Below are 19,644 nucleotides of genomic sequence, written 5' to 3'. Positions count from 1 at the left end.
ATTTTAATCTTTCTTACCCTTTGGTTTATTTCTTTACCGTAATTTCAACCCAATCAAGCTAGCTTCGTCGATAAATTCAAATATAAGTCACAGAAACTAAAAAACATAAAAGAAGTGAAAGTTATCGGAAATTTAACCTTAGCTAGCCTTGGATATACTCCGTTATAAATCAATTTCAATAACTTTATGAGTAAAATGCAATGAATAAACAAGATATTAAAGAACAAAATCTAAGCGATGCAGAAGTCGTGACTAAACGAGATCTTGACCGTGCAAATTCGTTAAAACCGATCTCCTCGCCACTTGTTACACATATTTACACCGCGGATCCTTCTGCACATGTATTTAATGGCAAGATTTATATTTATCCATCTCATGACGTTGAAACAGGTAAACCATTAAATGATAACGGTGACCATTTCGATATGAAAGATTATCACGTGATTTCACTCGATCGTCCGTTTGGTAAGTCGACTGATCATGGTAATGCACTTGACGTAAAAGATGTGAAATGGGCTGAACGTCAAATGTGGGCGCCAGATGCAGCTGAAAAAAATGGTAAATACTACCTATACTTTCCGGCTAAAAATTATGATGGTGTATTTCATGTAGGTGTTGCTGTCGGTGATGCGCCAGAAGGGCCTTTTGTTGCACAAGACACACATATCGAAGGAACATTTAGTATTGATCCTGCAGTATTTCAAGATGATGACCAACAATACTATATTTATTTTGGCGGGCTATGGGGCGGTCAACTACAAAACTGGCGTGACGGAGAATTTGGTGAAGAAAAATATCCTGCAGATAATGAACCTGCTCTATTACCTCAAGTTGCTAAATTATCTGAGAATATGCTTGATCTTACTGAATCTGCTCGTAGTATCGAGATTTTGGATGAAAATGGCGAGTTAATTTTGACAGGTGATACGGATCGTCGCTATTTCGAAGGCCCTTGGTTACATAAACATAATGATACCTATTACTTCTCTTACTCAACGGGGGATACTCACAAAATTGTTTATGCTACTAGCAAGTCACCATATGGTCCATTTACTTATCAAGGCGTCATTTTAGCGCCTGTTTTAGGTTGGACAACCCACCACTCGGTTGCTCAGTTCGAAGGGAAATGGTATCTGTTCTACCATGACTGTTCGTTATCTGGTGGCCAAACACACCTGAGAAACATAAAAATGACAGAGTTAGTACATAATGAAGATGGTTCTATTCAAACTATTCTACCATATGATAATGAAGCTCAAATATAGCATTGTTAAAAACTCAGGTTCATTTTAACCTGAGTTTTTAAACTGGATTAGATGTATAAATTTTTTTGTTTTTTCAAATATTAATTTCCGATAGATAAAACTTAATTATTCCATAAAACCCTGATCAATATCATCTTTGTGTTCGTTTGCAGTGAACTCTTTATTGATGCCTGTGTGCTTTTAAGTTGTTGAAGTGTAAAGTATTTTTACTTTTTCTGGCGCTTTTTATTTTATTTTTAAAAGCAATTTTATTTATATAATAAGTGTTTTTGTGATCTTGTTTGTTAAAACAAAATAACAGAATTAACTTGTTATTTTTCACAATTTTTTTTCTATTTTAAATCGTCATAGTGTCCTTATATTAATTAATCACAATTATTCGGAGCAACATTATGATCAATATTCCACAAGTAAAACTAGGTATCGTGGCTGTAAGCCGTGACTGTTTTCCTATCACTCTTTCTGATCAACGTCGTAAAGCAGTTGTTAAATCATGTGCTGAAAAAGAAATTAGCGTTATTGAGTTAAATACGATTATCGAAAATGAAAATGACATGCTAAAAGCATTAGCTGAAGCAAAAGAAGCTGGCATTAACTCATTAGTTATTTATCTTGGTAACTTTGGACCTGAAGGCCCTTTAACACAAATGGCGCAACGTTTTGATGGCCCTGTTATGTTTGTTTCTGCAGCAGAAGAGTCAACTGCATGCCTTGCTGATGAGCGAGGCGATGCGTATTGCGGTATGTTAAATGCCTCATATAGCGCAGGTTTGCGTAATATTCGCCCACATATTCCTGAGTATCCAGTGGGTACACCAACAGAAGTTGCCACAATGATTGGTGAGTTTGTACCTGTAGTGCGTACTATATTAGGCCTTAAAGGTCTGAAGATCTTTAGTTTTGGTCCTCGTCCACAGGATTTCGTTGCTTGTAACGCACCTATCAAGGCGTTATTTGACCTTGGTGTTGAAATCATGGAAAACAGTGAACTTGACCTTTACGACCTATACCTTGAGGCTGCGGGTCATAAAGATATTCCTGCAATTATCGCCTCTATGGAAGCAGAACTTGGTGATAACAACCCATATCCTGATCTACTGCCTAAGCTTGCACAATATGAAGCCGCATTACTTGATTTCCATAAAGCGAATCTTGGAGCCTCAACGTTTGGTGTATTTGCTAATAAGTGTTGGCCTTCATTTGAAAAATTCTTCGGCTTTGTTCCATGCTTTGTAAATGCACGATTAGCTGAACGTGGTATTCCTGTTGCTTGTGAAGTGGATATTTATGGTGCGCTTTCTGAGTACATGATCACCTGTGCAACAAATTTGCCAGCAACGTTACTAGATATCAACAACTCAGTGCCAACGGATATGGTTGAAGCAAATGCTGAAGTGATGGGTAACTACACTGCAAAAGACCTATTCATGGGGTTCCATTGTGGTAACACTGCATCTAGCTGTATGAAAAATTCTCAATTGCGTTTCCAAAAAATCATGCACAGCCTGATGGAGCTAGGTAAAGCACCAGATATCACACGTGGGACACTTGAAGGTCAAATCAAGCCTGGAGAAGTAACATTGTTCCGTTTGCAGTCAACTGCAGATACCAAGCTCCGCGCTTATGTTGCTCAAGGTGACATTCTGGATATCGACCCACAATCATTTGGTTCTATCGCAGTCTTTGCTATTCCTGAAATGCAGCGTTTTTACCGCCATGTATTGATTCAAAAGCGTTATCCGCATCATGCCGGCGTTGCCTTCGCTAATGTTGGTAAAACAATGTACCAAGTACTGAATCTGCTGGGAGTAACAGATATTGATTACAATCAACCAGCAACAGAGCGTTACCCAAATGAAATTCCTTGTATGTTCTTAAACTAAGACCACAGTACTAAAAAATAATAAACCAAAGTGCATGGTATTAACCTCATGCACTTTTTTATGAAAAGGATCAAGTCATGACGCAAACAGTTAAAAAAGCATGGGGGGATTTTCATCTCTACTCCCTAAAAAATACGCAAGGTACTCAAGTTGATATTTCACAGCTTGGTGCCACCATTGTTAATTTTTTTGTCAATGATAAAAACAACCAGCGACAGAATATTGTTTTGGGGTTTAAGCAACCTCAAGATTACTTGGCTACCAAAGCTTATATTGGTAGCGTTGTCGGGCCATGGGCAAACCGAATTGCTAACGGTAAGTTTCCACTAAATGGTAAAACAATTGAGCTTGAATTAAATGAAGGTAACAATCATCTGCACAGCGCTTCAATCCAGCTAGACAAACAGCGTTGGACAGTTGAATCTTTTAACCAACAAGAGATTTGCCTAGCAATCAAAACGAAAGAGGGTGACGCGGGTTATCCTGCAAATATCAACTTTACCGTTAAGTATGCATTAAATGATGACAATGAGCTTTCTGTTGAATATGGCGCAACCACTGATAAAGGTGTACCGATTAATGTAACGCAACATACTTATTTTAATTTATCAGGTTGTCATGGGAAAATTGTCGACCACTCTGTCGTGATTGTTGCAGATCATTATTTGAAAATTAATGAACAATCTATTCCAATTAGCAAAGAATCTGTTAGCGAAACGGCAATGGATTTACGCACCAAAAAAGTCATCCAAGAAGGCATCACTGCGAATGAGCAACAAATAAAATTAGTGAATGGTTACGATCATTGTTGGTGTTTAAATCAAGAAGAATTTGCTTTAGCTGCTCAAGTTAATTGTGAATTTACAGGGTTACAATTGGAGGTCTACACCGATCAAAATGCCATTCAGTTTTATACCGGTAATTGGTTATCGGGAGAAATTGGGCGGGAAGGTAAAGCTTATGATGCTTATTATGGATTATGCCTTGAAACACAACACTACCCTGATCAAGTGAATATGCCGGAGATTGCACAAGCTTGTATTTATTCCCCACATCGTCCTTATTCGCACAAAACCGTTTTTAAAATAACACGAAGTTAATTGGTTCTAAATGGAGCAATGGTTTTTTCATCGCTTGGTTATAGATAAATACAATATCGATATTAAATTTCTTAGAGTAGGGAGGTATATCAAAAATGAAAATAGGCGGCTAAAAAACCGTTGAGTGATACTTGTTTAGATAAAAATATCATATCAATTGCTATCTCAACACACTAGCCCAAAGGAATGTGCAGAGTCTGATATTTTTAATGCAAAGGCTCAAATAATAATATGTAGAGAGTTTGGAAAATAGTTAAACCGTCAAGTTTCGAATTCAGAATAATTAAGCTTCTTAGTCTGATTAGAAATTAAAATTACTTTAACAGGAATATATTATGTTACGACGTACCAAAATTGTTACGACTTTAGGACCTTCTACAGACCGTGATAATAACCTTGAAAAAATTATCGTTGCGGGAGCAGATATGGTTCGCATGAATTTTTCACATGGTGAACCTGCAGATCATATAAAACGTGCTAAACAGGTACGAGAAATTGCTGCTCGTTTAGGAAAACAAGTGGCTATTATGGGGGATTTACAAGGCCCTAAAATTCGTATATCCACATTTAAAGATAAAAAAATTCAATTAGTTATTGGTGACCAATTTATTCTAGATAGTGACATCCAAAAAGGTCAGGGTGATCAGCAAGCTGTTGGTCTTGATTACAAAACATTACCGCAAGAGGTGATCTCAGGTGATGTTTTATTACTTGATGATGGCCGAGTTCAATTAGTTGTTGAAAAGGTTATCGGTAACCAAGTCCACACGACGGTATCGATTGGTGGATTCTTATCTAATAATAAAGGTATTAATAAAAAAGGGGGGGGATTATCAGCCGCCGCATTAACACCTAAAGATAAAAAAGACATCATCACTGCTGCTGAAATTGGTTGTGATTACCTTGCCGTGTCTTTCCCTCGTAATGGTGAAGATATTCATTATGCACGCCGGCTTGCAAAAGAGGCTGGCTGCCATGCCAAAATAGTCGCTAAAGTAGAACGTGCTGAAGCAGTAGAAACTCAGGAAGCGTTAGAAGATATTATCCTCGCTTCTGATGTTGTTATGGTCGCTCGTGGTGATTTGGGTGTAGAAATTGGTGATGCACGTTTGGTAGGCGTACAAAAAAATATGATCCGAACAGCACGTCGGTTAAATCGAGTCGTTATAACCGCAACACAGATGATGGAGTCGATGATCTCTGCTCCAATGCCAACAAGAGCAGAGGTAATGGATGTCGCAAATGCAGTATTAGATGGCACTGATGCAGTAATGTTATCAGGTGAAACAGCCGCAGGTGATTATCCTGTTGAAACGGTTAAAGCGATGAGTGAAGTTTGCCTCGGTGCAGAAAAGCATCCAAGTATTAATATTTCAAAGAACCGTATGAATTATATGTTTAATGATCCAACTGAAGCATTGGCGATGACTACAATGTTTGCAGCTAATCATACAATGGGTATCAAAGCGATTATTTCCTTAACAGCTTCGGGGACGACACCTTTATTAATGTCACGTCTTAGCTCTGGTTTGCCTATTTTTGCACTTTCAAGTAATACTCAAACGTTGAATTATTGTGCATTATACCGTGGAGTAATACCGATTAATTTTAATTCGACGACCACTAATAATGATGTGTTTACACGCAATGCAATTGAAATATTACAAGAAACGGGATACTTAAATAAAGGAGAGCTTGTATTAATTACTCATGGTAATGAACACTATGCAGGCTCAACCAATACCTGCAAAATAGTTGAAGTATAAGTTTCAACTGCCCTTAATAATATAAAAATGCTTCTAAGTAAGAAGCATTTTTTAAAATCATTCAGGAAATTTGGCTGCTTATTTTAATCATTATTATCAATACTGTTAGATTGAATAACTAACATGCTTAATTCGATAATCCTTTGGCGTAATACCGATATCTTTTTTAAAGACAGTATACATGTACTGTAATGATGGATAGCCACATAAAACTGGGACATCTGCAATCGAAATATCAGTAGAAGCTAGTAATTCACAAGCGCGTTTTAGTTTTGAGTTATGTATTTCTTGATGTACTGAATGTCCTCTTTCTTCTTTAAAACGTATTTCCAGATTAGATCTGGAAATTCTCAACGAATCTAAAACTTGATCAACTTTAATTCCGTTATAAGCATTATTACGAATATAGTGCATCGCTTTAATCACATAAGGGTCTTTAATAGCTTGAAAATCACTGCTTTGTCGTTCAAATACCTCCACTGCAGGAACCAGAATTCGAGGATACTTAACATCTTTTGTTTGGCCGGCTTCATTTACATCAGGTGACTCTAACTCGACCAAGTGTTTATGTAATAATTGCGCTGCAGAATACCCCATTGACTTACAGGCTTGTCCTACAGAACTTAATGAAACCCTTGTCAAATAACGTGTTAACTCCTCATTATCAATACCAATAATTGCGATTTGATCGGGTACCATCAGGTTAAGATGATCACACAATTGAAGTAAATGGCGAGCTCGCGCATCCGTCACCGCTATAATGCCGATAGGTGTTGGCAAACTTTGTAACCAGTCGGCTAATCGGTTCATATCATACTGCCATGTTTGTGGTGCAGTTCGGTGCCCCCGATATACTGAACTATAATACCCTTCACGATTTACAATATGGTTAAAAGCTTTTTCTCTTTCACTCGCCCAACGGGTTTTATTATCTTCAGGTAGTCCGTAGAAAGCAAAGTGCTCTAATCCTTTGTCCTTTAAATGATGAAATGCGGTATTAACCAAATTAACATTATCTGTCGCAATATAAGGCACGTCGGGATAGTTTTTTTCATTTTCATAAGAGCCTCCAATCCCAATAACCGGAATCGATAAATGAGATAATAGTGATTCAATTTCTGGGTTATCCAAATCTGCAATAATACCATCCCCAATCCAGTCATGAATATTTTCAAGGTTAGTACAAAAATCTTCTTCAAAGAAAATATCCCAATCACATTGAGTTGCTTGTAAGTATTCGCCAATCCCTTTAATTATTTGACGATCATATGCTTTATTAGCATTAAACAATAAAGTAATACGGTAATTATTTTTCATCAGGAAGACCCTTAATTAAATTGATTACAGCCACAGCATTTAAAAAACATGTGGAGGATAAAATACAAAGGTCTAGTCTTTAATTTACTAAAAATATAGTGACCTTTATTTTGTCAGCCTAGGTATTGTGAAAATATTTAGATAATAGGAAGTTAAGAATAAAATTAATAACGAAGCTGGCATTAATTTGATTAAATACAAACGATCATGAAGTCAATGGATTAGTTCATCGTTTGAACGAAAAATCTTACTACACTAAAATATGAAATTAACCCTTATTTAAAATCTAAAGGGGTGGTGTTGAGTAATATCGCTGCCCCCATCCTCTTGTTGGCAATATTAATGTTTTTAATATAGCAATACGAAGCCTAACTGATTATCCCCTGCTATCTTTGTGATCAAGGGCTCAATCATTAAATCAGTGAAAGACGGTATCAAAAAACGTAATTGTAGATATGTAAGGCATACGAGTATCTTTTCTAAAGAAACGCGTATTTCACATTGGGAGACTTGCTCTCTCTATTATGAAACATTTAATTAAAGAAAAGGAACGTTGTATGTTTATTGGTATTGACCTTGGAACCTCTGGAGTTAAGGCCATTCTACTTGATAAAAGTGGGCTTATTTTAGGAACAAAAACTGTTCCATTATCTGTTTCTCGACCTGCAGCATTATGGTCAGAGCAGGATCCTCAAGAATGGTGGAGTGCAACAGACCAAGCAGTTAAAGAGTTAGCTAAAGATATCGACCTATCTCATGTAATTGCAATTGGTTTGGCGGGGCAAATGCATGGTGCTACGCTATTAAATGATAACGGTGAAGTACTTCGTCCCGCTATTTTATGGAATGATGGCCGTTGTGCTGCCGAATGTCTTGAAATTGAACAGTTAGTGCCAAATAGTAGAGAGATTACCGGCAATATTATGATGCCGGGATTTACTGCTCCAAAGCTTAAATGGGTGCAAAAAAATGAGCCAGAGTGCTTTGCTAAGATAGCTAAGGTATTGTTACCAAAAGATTATATACGTTACCGCATGACCGGTGATTTTGCATCAGATATGTCAGACTCCGCCGGAACAATGTGGTTAGACGTAGTAAAACGTGATTGGAATGATGAGTTACTAGCTGCTACAGGACTAACTCGTGAACAGATGCCTAAATTGTATGAAGGTAGTGACGTTACTGGCGTTTTATCAAAAGAGATTGCTAAAGCATGGGGTATGGCTTGTGTGCCTGTTATTGCAGGTGCAGGTGATAATGCTGCTGGTGCAATTGGTGTTGGTATTACCCAACCAGGTCAAGCAATGCTTTCATTGGGTACATCGGGTGTCTATTTTGCAGTCACAGACGGCTTTGCTGCTAATCCTGAGTCAGCATTACACACTTTCTGTCATGCACTACCAGCTTCTTGGCACTCTATGTCAGTAATCTTAAGTGCGGCTTCTTGTTTAGATTGGGTGGCAAAACTAACAGGGGCAGCAAGTGTTCCTGAGATGCTTGCTGAAGTTGAAGCCGAAGCTGCTGCAGATTCAGATGTTATTTTCCTTCCATACTTATCGGGTGAGCGTACTCCACACAATAACCCGCACGCTAAAGGCGTGTTTTTTGGCATGACACATGAAACAAAGCGCCCAGAGTTAGCGAAAGCGGTATTAGAAGGTGTTGCATTTGCCTTTGCTGATGGTTTAGATGCGTTACATGCAACGGGTAATGAACCAGATGAGATTTCGTTGATTGGTGGTGGCGCACGTAGCCCTTATTGGCGTCAAATGCTCGCAGACGTGTTCAATAAAAAACTTGTTTACCGTGCTGGTGGGGATGTCGGTCCTGCACTAGGTGCTGCACGTCTTGCGCATTTAGGTGCAACGGAAAATGCAAAAATTGAAGAAGTATGTCCAGTACCAGGATTAATTCAAACGCATAGTCCTAACAGCGAAAGCCATGCTAGCTATTCAGTTAAGCGAGAAACATTCCAAAAACTTTATGTTCAAGTAAAAGATCTTTTTTAAATCCATATTCCTACTAATATTTGGCATTACTTTGTAATGACAAATTCGTAATATAAAAACTATAGAGAGCGAATAAAATGAGTAATCAATTAGAACAACTGCAAAAATTAACCACAGTCGTAGCAGATACTGGTGATATTGAAGATATTAGAAAGTATCAGCCAGAAGATGCAACAACTAATCCTTCTCTAATTCTTAAAGCCGCTCAGCTTAAAAGCTATGCACCGCTTATTGAGTCTTCAGTTGCTTATGCAAAAATGCAAAGTGAAGATCAAGCTCAACAAGTCATCGATACTAGTGACATGCTTGCCGTTAATATAGGTAAAGAAATTCTAAAAGCAGTGCCTGGACGCATTTCAACTGAAGTTGATGTTCGTCTTTCATACGATACAGAAAAAACAGTATTAAAAGCGCGAAAACTTATACAAATGTACAATGATGCCGGCGTTACTAACGATCGTATTTTGATTAAAATAGCATCGACTTGGCAAGGTATTCGAGCTGCTGAAATTTTAGAAAAAGAAGGTATCAACTGTAATTTAACACTTTTATTCTCATTTGCTCAAGCGCGTGCATGTGCTGAAGCAGGGGTTTACCTTATCTCGCCTTTTGTTGGTCGAATTATGGATTGGTATAAAGCAAAAGAAGGTCGTACTTTTGAAGCCGTAGAAGATCCAGGTGTTATTTCTGTAACTAATATTTTCAACTATTACAAAGACCATGGCTATAAAACCGTTGTGATGGGAGCAAGTTTCCGTAACCTTGGTGAAATTACTGAGCTAGCTGGATGTGATCGTCTAACAATTAGCCCTGCTTTATTACAAGATTTAAGCGAATGTAACGAGCCACTAGTTGCAAAACTTCTAGATAATGGCGCAACTAAAGCACAACCTCAAAAAATAACTCAATCAGAGTTCCTATGGGAACATCAACAAGATCAGATGGCATTTGATAAGTTAGCTGAAGGTATTCGTGGCTTTGCTGTCGACCAAGTGAAATTAGAAGATATGATTTTAGGCTATCTCGCCTAGACACTACAGCAATATAACGATTAAAAATAAATAGTATAAATAATTAAAATTTTTAAAATAGGAATATTATGAATCGCAAACCGTTAGCAAATGCCATCCGCGCATTAAGCATGGACAGTGTACAAAAAGCCAATTCAGGTCACCCTGGTGCACCGATGGGCATGGCAGATATTGCAGAAGTTTTATGGAGAGATCACTTAAACCATAATCCAACTAATCCAGATTGGTTAGACAGAGATAGATTTGTTTTGTCTAATGGTCACGGGTCTGTACTACTTTATTCATTATTACATCTAAGTGGTTATGACTTATCTATTGAAGATATGAAAAGTTTCCGTCAATTACATTCTAAAACGCCAGGTCATCCTGAATATGGTTATGCACCAGGTATTGAAACAACAACGGGTCCACTAGGACAAGGTATTGCTAATGCTGTTGGTATGGCAATGGCAGAACGTTCACTTGGTGAGCAGTTCAATAAAGAAGGTCACGAGATTGTAGATCATAACACTTACGCATTTATGGGTGACGGTTGTATGATGGAAGGTATCTCTCATGAAGTATGTTCACTAGCCGGTACATTAGGTCTTGGTAAACTAACGGCATTTTGGGATGACAACGGTATATCAATTGACGGTGAAGTTGAAGGTTGGTTCTCAGACGATACACCTAAACGTTTTGAATCATACGGTTGGCATGTTATTCCAGCTGTAGATGGTCACGATCCTGAAGCTATTAATGCAGCTATTGAAGCAGCTAAAGCAGAAACAGGTAAACCAACACTTATTTGTACTAAAACAATTATTGGTTTTGGTTCTCCAAATAAAGCTGGGACGCACGATTGTCACGGCGCACCTCTTGGTGCTGAAGAAATTGCAGTAACTCGTGAAAAACTTGGTTGGGAGCATGGTCCTTTTGAAATTCCGTCGGAAATCTACGCTCAGTGGGATGCGAAACAAGCAGGCAAAATTAAGGAAGCAGCGTGGGATAAGAAATTTGCAGCTTATGAAGCGCAATATCCTGAGCTGGCAGCTGAATTCAAACGTCGCGTAAGTGGTGAACTTCCTGCTCAATGGGAAGAAAAATCAAGCGCTATTATCGCTGATCTTCAAGCAAAACCTGCAAATATTGCCTCACGAAAAGCATCTCAAAATGCACTTGAAGCATTTGGCGCAATGTTACCAGAATTCATGGGTGGGTCTGCAGATCTTGCTCCCTCAAATCTAACTATGTGGTCTGGTTCTAAATCATTAACGCAAGAAGATTTCTCAGGTAACTACATCCATTATGGTGTGCGTGAGTTTGGTATGACTGCCATTATGAACGGTATCGCGTTACATGGTGGTTTTGTTGCTTACGGCGCGACATTCTTAATGTTTATGGAATATGCGCGTAACGCAATGCGTATGGCCGCACTAATGAAGATCCAAAACATTCAAGTGTATACACATGATTCAATCGGTTTAGGTGAAGACGGTCCAACGCATCAACCCGTTGAGCAAGTTGCATCACTTCGTCTAACACCTAACATGAGCACATGGCGCCCATGTGACCAAGTTGAGTCTGCAGTTGCTTGGAAATATGCGATTGAACGTAAAGATGGTCCTACATCACTTATCTTCTCTCGTCAAAACCTTGAACAGCAGCCACGTGATACTGCACAGGTAGCAAACATTGCTAAAGGTGGTTATATCCTTTTAGATTGTGCTGGTAAACCTGACATTATCTTTATTGCAACGGGTTCTGAAATTGAGTTAGCTGTTGCTTCTGCTGCAAAATTAACGGCTGAAGGCAAAAAAGTACGTGTTGTTTCTATGCCTGCAACAGATCTGTTTGACAAGCAAGATGCTGCATACCGTGAATCTGTTTTACCTGCTGACGTAACTGCACGTGTTGCAATTGAAGCTGGTATTGCTGATTTTTGGTATAAATATGTTGGTTTGAATGGTCGTATCATTGGTATGACAACATTTGGTGAATCTGCACCTGCAGATGAACTATTCAAAATGTTTGGTTTCACCATTGAAAATGTTGTAAACAACGCAAAAGAGCTTTTAGTTTAAATTAGTTAATATTGATAGCTAAAATCGCTAATAAATAACCTTTTGTGAAATAAACTATTTTGCAGAAGGTATTTTTTTAACTACCCACAATAAAACATATCAATGAATAACTCACTCCGATGGGGCCTTTTTGTTTTCTTTCATTATCTTTTGATAAGAAAAAACTGATAATTCTTTTCTAATTTTCTATCATTTTAAATATGGTAACCGCAGTTATATCTCCATTTAACTCATGAATTGCTATTACGAAATATCGTATTAATGTTTATATTTTTATTGTTCCCCCTACCTTTTTAAATAACTTTGAAATACATCACACTTATATAACTTATTGATTTTAAATTATTATCTTGTTATTTGTGTACTTAGATCTCATATAATAAATATCGTAACGCTATTGTTATTTATCGCAAATTTATTATGTTAATTAATAAGACAGAATGGATTCAGTAAATAGAATTAGTCAAATTATCTTGGAGAATGAAATGAATATAATTCGGTTGTCAGTGAAAGAAAAGATTGCTTATGGTCTTGGTGATATGGGATGTAACTTTGTTTGGCAGACAGTTATGCTTTTTTTAGCCTACTTTTATACGGATATATATGGGTTATCACCTGCACACATGGGAACGATGTTCCTATTAGTTCGTTTTATAGATGCGGTCACGGATCCCATTATGGGTTCTATCGTTGATAGAACTAAATCAAAACACGGTCGCTATCGCCCTTATCTACTATGGATAGCTATCCCATTTGGCTTTGCTTGCATGCTTGCATTTTATACTCCTGATGTCGGAGAAACAGGAAAGATTTTTTATGCGTATGCTTCTTATATATTCTTAACGCTAATGTATACCGCGATTAATGTACCTTATTGTGCAATGGCTAATGCATTAACCAATGATTCACAAGAGCGTACTTCCTTACAATCATACCGCTTTGCATTGAGTACTGCAGGGGGATTAGTGGTTGCGATGGTAGCACTTCCTCTGGTTGATCTTATTGGAGAAGGTGATGTTCAGAAAGGTTATTTAGGTGCAATGGCAATAATGGGCGCTGGTGCAATTGCTCTCTTTTTTTACAGTTTCGCTAATGTAAAAGAACGTTTTGTCGCAGAGAATGAAGAACAATCATCGGTATTTAGTGATTTGAAATTGTTATTCAAAAATAATCAATGGCGCGTATTATTCATCCTGAATGTACTATTGTTGGCGGGCGTTGTCTTAAAAGGCGCCTCAACTATGTACTACGTCAACACTGTAATGGGACGCGCTGATCTTGCAACTACATTCATGGTTGCTGGGATGATTGCTAATATTATTGGTGCTATAGGTTCTGCTCCTTTATTGGGACGTTTTGAGAAAGCTGCTGTATATAAAGTACTTATAATTATTTCTGGCATATTATCTGCCGCTTTATACTTCGTTGAACCGACCAGTGTTTATATAATATTCATGCTTGTCATTGTGTTAGGCATTGTACAGATGAGTACTACTCCTATTTTATGGAGCATGATGTCAGATATCGTAGATTACGAGAAAACACGTAGTAACCGGTCTTTGAGTGGCATGGTATTTTCAACTAACCTATTCGCCATTAAGTTGGGTATTGCTCTAGGTGGTGCATCTGTTGGGTGGATCTTGGCGGGTGCAGGTTACGTTGGGGGAGCAGAGACTCAGTCATCAGCTGCAATTACTGCAATCAATTTACTCTATACCATTATTCCTGGGATTATTTTTGTGTCTCTTGCCGTCGTTATATCATTTTATAAGCTTGATAATAAAAAGTTAGCTCAGATTAAAGCTTTATTAAAGCTGGCTAAAGAAAAAAGTAGTGATGAATATGAGGGTGCCCGTGTCAGAGGACAAAGTTATTAAGCTTGTCAGTTAAACAAAATGTGAGCTGATTTATCCAATTGATTTATCGTTATTTGTTTACTAAAAATATAATTTAGTGGATAAAACGATAAATCAGGAGGAGCGAATACTGGTGATGTTAATCAGATATTTAAACGACAAGTTGGTCAGAAATATGCTTTTTAAAGCATTAAATATCAATGTATTAATCATAGAAATAAGGTAGAAATAATAATGGCTGCAGTAGAATTTAAAAATATAGACAAAATTTATTCAGGCAATACGCAAGTAGTTAAAAACTTTAATCTAAAAATAGAAGATGGTGAATTTATTGTATTTCTTGGTCCTTCAGGCTGTGGTAAATCTACTACATTACGTATGCTTGCAGGATTAGAGGAAATTTCTGCTGGTGAAATTATTATCGGCGATGATGTGATTAATAATATTGAGCCTAAGGATAGAAATATTGCGATGGTCTTTCAGAGCTATGCTTTATATCCACACATGACTGTATATGAAAATATTGCTTTTACATTAAAATTATCTGGATTAAGTAAACAACAGATTAGAGATAAGATAAGACCTATAACGGATATGTTACAACTCACGCCATTATTGGATCGTAAACCACGCGCATTGTCTGGTGGACAGAGACAGCGTGTTGCTATGGGAAGAGCGATGGTGCGTACTCCGGAAGTATTCTTATTTGATGAGCCTCTTTCAAATCTTGATGCAAAATTGCGTAATTCAATGCGTCGTGAAATTAAACGACTACATAACAAGTTACAAAAGACCACCATTTATGTTACGCATGATCAGGTTGAGGCGATGACATTAGCTGATCGAATTGTTATTTTACGCGATGGTTTTATTGAGCAAGTTGGTACCCCAGAAGAGATTTATCAAACGCCTGCAAATGAATTTGTTGCTGGTTTTATTGGCAGTCCAACGATGAATCTGATTCAAGGTAAAATCAAAAAATCTGGTGAAGGGTATATCGAACTTGAAGGGCAACGCCTTCCATTACCAGTGAAAGATATTACAGTATTAGAAGATCAAAATGTTTTAGTCGGCATTAGACCGTGTGATATACATTTAACCGCTGAACTACTTGAGTATCCCTTTACGATTAAAGTCAAAGTACAAACATGTGAATTATTGGGATCTAGCATACATATAGAAACAAAATTAGGTGAATATACTTTAACCGTAGAAACACCATCATCTGATTTAATAGAAGAAGGCCAAGTCATTGACCTTTATATTGATAAGTCAAAAATACACATTTTCGACTCAAAATCGGGTGATGCAATCGTGGCATAACTAAGATTATTATATCACTCTGATAAAGTGTGGTGTTGTAACCTTGTTATAAGCACTTAATTTTAAATGAATAGAGAAAAGAAAAGTAAGGTAATGTTTTATTAGATTGCTTTATTAATTCTGGTTGAATTATTGAATATCATATCAATTCATTTTCTAGTTACTATTAAACGCTCTAAACTTATGGATGAGATCTTTATGGCTAAATTGTTATTGTTAATTGATACGATGTTTTATTACGACAGAGAAGTATTGAAAGGTATTAAAGCTAAAGTAGATGAATGTCAGTTAAAATTATCTATTCATTTAGAGTCGATTGATAATGTGGCTGATATACTTTCTCAGCATTGGGACTATGTGATTGCAGATTTCGATAAACCGGATGTTCATCGAGTCATTCCTCGTTTAAAGAGTAATGTGCTTATTTACTCTAGTTATTCAATCGCACTCGCTCCTGAATCAGTGTCAACATTAGTGAACGATAATGAACAGTTCGCTAACTTGGCGTTGGGGCAATTTATCCAAAATGATATTTCGAATGTCACATTTTATATGGCCCCTAATGAAGTTAATGCAGGTTGGGCAAACGAAAGGCAACAATGCTTTGAAAAAAATGCAGCGTTATTGGAATTAAATTACTTCAATGACGTAAAAGAAGCTGTGTCCTTGCAACAATTTCCGTTAGGCGTTTATTGCTCTTCTGATCGTTCAGCAAGGAAGTTAGTTAACTTTTGTATGGGAAAAAATATTACAGTGCCCAATCAAGTATCAATTATCGGTACAGACTATGATGATGCAGAGCGAGCTATTTCCCCTTTACCTTTGAGCTCTGTAAATATTGATCCTTACCAACTTGGTCAACGTTGTGTTGAGGTTCTACTTAAAGCGAAGCGATTCAATAAGATAGTACATGAAAAGTATCAACCGATAAATTTAATTAATGAAAAGTCTACTGCGGTAGAAAAGAACCAAGATGACATTGTTAATAAGGCTCTTTACTACTTATATAATAATTTCCACCTTAATATAAAGGTACAGCAAGTTATTGATTTTTGTAGGGTTTCTAGAAAGACATTAGATAATCGATTTATTGCTTGTAAAGGGGTAACTGTTCATTACTATCTATCTAGTTTACGCCTCAAAAAGTCAAAAAAATTACTTATAAATAGTAAAGATTCAATTGAATCTATTGCTTTGCAATGTGGTTACCCTAACCAAAGTTACCTATATCAAGTCTATAAAAAACAATTTGGCTACACGCCTTGTGAATATCGTAAAAGCTTTGGCCTCATTTAATGTAGTTGAATGGTTTTTAGTTAACCGATGATGAGTACCACCATATTATTGTGATATTTGGTTAGTGTATTTACTAATTTGGCAATTGTGCCGAAGGTCTACATTTAATTTTTTAAAATAATTCATATTAGCCTCTTTTATTGTAACTGTTTATTAATAAGAGGCATTATATGAGTATTTATAAAAACCCGAATTGTACGATTCAAGAAAGAGTTAATGATTTAATTAGCCAAATGACTCTAGCAGAAAAGATAGCGCAGTTAGGTGCACAGTGGTTAATCTTAGATCCCAATGGCGAACATCATGATCGCGAACTAGAAATGGCAGAAGCTGGTAATCGTAAATCAATTGATGAGCGACTAAAGCATGGCTTAGGACAAATCACTCGACCTCTTGGTACTCACCCTGTTTCTGCTGAAAAGGGAATTAAAGCGCTCAATCAACTTCAGAAATATTTATTAGAAAAAACACGTCTTGGTATTCCAGCAATGTCTCATGAAGAATGTTTAGTGGGATTGATGGTAAAAGGGGCAACGCTATTCCCTTCCTCACTAAATTATGGTCATACTTGGAACCCAGAACTTATTGAAAAAATGGCAGGGGTTATTGGTCAGGAACTTCGTCAAGTGGGGGCTCATCATGGGCTTGCACCTGTGCTGGATGTCTCTCGCGATGTACGCTGGGGAAGAACAGAGGAAACATTAGGCGAAGACCCATATCATGTGGGGGTTCTTGCCACTAGTTTTGTCAAAGGGCTACAGAGTGAAAAACGTGATGTATTGGCTACATTAAAACATTATGTGGGGCATTCATTTAGTGAAGGTGCTCGAAACCATGCACCGGTTCACCTCGGTTTTAAAGAACTAAACGATACATTTATGTTGCCCTTTGAAATGGCGGTTAAGTTAGGTAACGCAGGTTCAGTGATGCCGGCATACCATGATATTGATAATGAACCTTGCCACTCATCTGAATATTTACTGACTACTGTTTTACGAGATAAATGGGGTTTTGACGGTTTGATTGTCGCTGATTACGGTGGTCTGGAACTATTAGTTTCTCACCATGGAGTAGCTGCAGATCGAGCGGAAGCAGCAGCACTCGCTTTTAATGCAGGGTTAGATATCGAACTTCCAGATGATGCTTGTGGTAGTCATCTACAAGATGCTATTGAGCGAGGACTTATTTCAGTTAAAAAAATTGATGAAATTGTTGAACGTATATTAAAGGTTAAATTTGAGCTGGGTTTATTCGAAAACCCTTATTGTTCAGAAGAAAAATTTCAACTTAAAACACAAAAATCCAAAGAAATTGCTTACCAAGTTGCTTCCCAATCTCTCGTTTTATTGGAAAATGACGGAACACTTCCACTTACTACAGATAAAAAAATAGCGGTTGTGGGTCCGACTGCTGATGATCAACTTGCGTTGCTTGGTGGCTATAGTTTTCCTATTCATCTTATTATTAGCAATATGGAAGAAGATTCAAAAGTCTCAAAAACAATTCTAGAAGCTATTCAAGAGCAGTTTGCAAACGTTTCATATCATAAAGGATGTGACATATTGACAGAGCGTCATGCAAACGCCCCTGTTTTTCCTGGTGATGTTGACCTAGCTATGGGGCAAAAATCAGAATCGTCAGTATCGAAAGATACTAGTCAAATTTCTGCTGCAGCAGCTGTTATAGCGGATGCCGATATTGCATTAGTTTGTGTCGGAGACTTAGCTGGTTTATTCCAAACTGGCACAGTAGGAGAAGGTTCTGATACAGATAGTCTTGACTTGCCTGGTGTACAACAAGCATTAATTGATGCAGCCATTGCGACAGGAAAACCGGTTATCATTCTAGTGACAGGTGGGCGTCCCTATAATCTAAATGGGGCAGAAGAGAAAGCAGCAGCTGTTATTTTTGCTTGGGCTCCAGGGCAAGAAGGTGCTGATGCTATTGTTGATATTGTGACAGGTAAACAGTCACCCTCAGGTCGTTTGACATTATCTATTCCAAAAAATGTAGGCGCAGTTCCTTATTATTACAACCATAAATTAAAGAGTAGTGGTACTCCGATAGCCTACCATTTTGGTGCTAAATATAATTTTGGTTATGGTTTGACCTATACAAAATTTGACTATCAAAAAATCTCTATAAAAAAACACTCTGTAGATATCGATGGAGCGATCAACGTGTCGGCTTTGATAAAAAATACTGGATTGGTAGATGGCTGTGAAATAGTACAGTTGTACGTCAAAGATAAACAATGCTCTTTGGTGAGACCTATTCGTGAATTAAAAGGTTTTAAAAGAGTAGATATAAAAGCAGGTGAATCTAAATTTATTAATATCACATTACCAGTTGACATGCTTAATTTTACTGACAATCTGCATCGTCGCATTGTAGAACCAGGTGAATTTGAAATTATGATCGGTCGTTCTGCAACTGACATCATCTTTAATGAAACCGTCAGAGTAACAGGAAATATCAAAGTGTTACCCAAATATTGGACAATGCTGTGTGACGTTGAAGTTAACACTCCCTCATAAATCATAAACTAAAAAATGTTGACGGCAATACATTAGAAAAAGCATTTTAGTCAATATCTTCTATTAAATCCTTCCTACAAAAACCGAATAAAGGCTTATTCGGTTTTTTTAAATACTAAGTTAATCAACCTATAAATTAATAACCGCTTATGCTATTTGTAAAATTATAGGGAGCGTTACTTAGCTGTAAAACTAGTT

The 19,644-nt window shown here is 37.2% G+C and carries 12 protein-coding genes; 11 read left to right on the top strand and 1 reads right to left on the bottom strand.

What is annotated here, in order from left to right:
* Window positions 1-200: 200 nt before the first annotated feature.
* The 4 genes from MT390_RS03990 to pyk all read left to right on the top strand — a co-directional run bounded on the left by MT390_RS03990 (window position 201) and on the right by pyk (window position 6,014).
* On the top strand, window positions 201-1,265 hold the full coding sequence (locus MT390_RS03990; RefSeq protein WP_499439720.1) for a glycoside hydrolase family 43 protein: 1,065 nt from the start codon (window positions 201-203) through the stop codon (window positions 1,263-1,265).
* 392 nt (window positions 1,266-1,657) lie between these two features.
* Window positions 1,658-3,148, top strand: a complete 1,491-nt coding sequence (locus MT390_RS03985) for an L-fucose/L-arabinose isomerase family protein (protein WP_499439719.1) — start codon at window positions 1,658-1,660, stop codon at window positions 3,146-3,148.
* A 77-nt stretch (window positions 3,149-3,225) separates the two neighbouring features.
* Window positions 3,226-4,248, top strand: coding sequence for an aldose epimerase family protein (locus tag MT390_RS03980; RefSeq protein WP_499439717.1), 1,023 nt, complete (start codon window positions 3,226-3,228; stop codon window positions 4,246-4,248).
* Window positions 4,249-4,583: 335 nt separating this feature from the next.
* Window positions 4,584-6,014, top strand: a complete 1,431-nt coding sequence (gene pyk / locus MT390_RS03975; protein ID WP_499439716.1) for a pyruvate kinase — start codon at window positions 4,584-4,586, stop codon at window positions 6,012-6,014.
* A 105-nt stretch (window positions 6,015-6,119) separates the two neighbouring features.
* Here pyk and MT390_RS03970 read toward each other — a convergent pair whose 3' ends face one another.
* Entirely contained in the window at window positions 6,120-7,331 is a 1,212-nt protein-coding gene (locus MT390_RS03970) for a DNA-binding transcriptional regulator (RefSeq protein WP_166371222.1), read from the bottom strand.
* A 557-nt stretch (window positions 7,332-7,888) separates the two neighbouring features.
* Between MT390_RS03970 and xylB the strand changes: the two genes are divergently transcribed.
* The 7 genes from xylB (at window position 7,889) to MT390_RS03935 (ending at window position 19,446) form a co-directional block, all read left to right on the top strand.
* Window positions 7,889-9,340 carry a xylulokinase gene (gene xylB / locus MT390_RS03965; RefSeq protein ID WP_499439715.1) on the top strand — a complete coding sequence of 484 codons (1,452 nt, stop codon included), beginning with the start codon at window positions 7,889-7,891 and terminating at the stop codon, window positions 9,338-9,340.
* 77 nt (window positions 9,341-9,417) lie between these two features.
* A complete protein-coding gene (gene tal / locus MT390_RS03960; RefSeq protein WP_166371226.1) occupies window positions 9,418-10,371 on the top strand; it encodes a transaldolase in 954 nt (317 codons plus the stop codon).
* A 68-nt stretch (window positions 10,372-10,439) separates the two neighbouring features.
* Entirely contained in the window at window positions 10,440-12,434 is a 1,995-nt protein-coding gene (tkt, locus tag MT390_RS03955) for a transketolase (RefSeq protein ID WP_166371228.1), read from the top strand.
* Window positions 12,435-12,919: 485 nt separating this feature from the next.
* On the top strand, window positions 12,920-14,311 hold the full coding sequence (locus MT390_RS03950) for a glycoside-pentoside-hexuronide (GPH):cation symporter (RefSeq protein WP_166371230.1): 1,392 nt from the start codon (window positions 12,920-12,922) through the stop codon (window positions 14,309-14,311).
* 213 nt (window positions 14,312-14,524) lie between these two features.
* Entirely contained in the window at window positions 14,525-15,613 is a 1,089-nt protein-coding gene (locus MT390_RS03945) for an ABC transporter ATP-binding protein (protein WP_166371232.1), read from the top strand.
* 198 nt (window positions 15,614-15,811) lie between these two features.
* The gene (locus MT390_RS03940) at window positions 15,812-16,909 is read left to right on the top strand and encodes a helix-turn-helix domain-containing protein (protein WP_166371234.1); all 1,098 of its coding nucleotides are present in this window, start codon (window positions 15,812-15,814) and stop codon (window positions 16,907-16,909) included.
* Between the two features lie 170 nt (window positions 16,910-17,079).
* A complete protein-coding gene (locus MT390_RS03935) occupies window positions 17,080-19,446 on the top strand; it encodes a glycoside hydrolase family 3 N-terminal domain-containing protein (RefSeq protein WP_499439712.1) in 2,367 nt (788 codons plus the stop codon).
* Window positions 19,447-19,644 lie beyond the last annotated feature (198 nt).

It is taken from the genome of Vibrio sp. 2-Bac 85 (assembly GCF_037546705.1).
Classification (GTDB): Bacteria; Pseudomonadota; Gammaproteobacteria; order Enterobacterales; family Psychromonadaceae; genus Psychromonas.
Note: the sequence above shows the minus strand (reverse complement) of the source record. Positions and strands in the feature narration are given on the sequence as shown.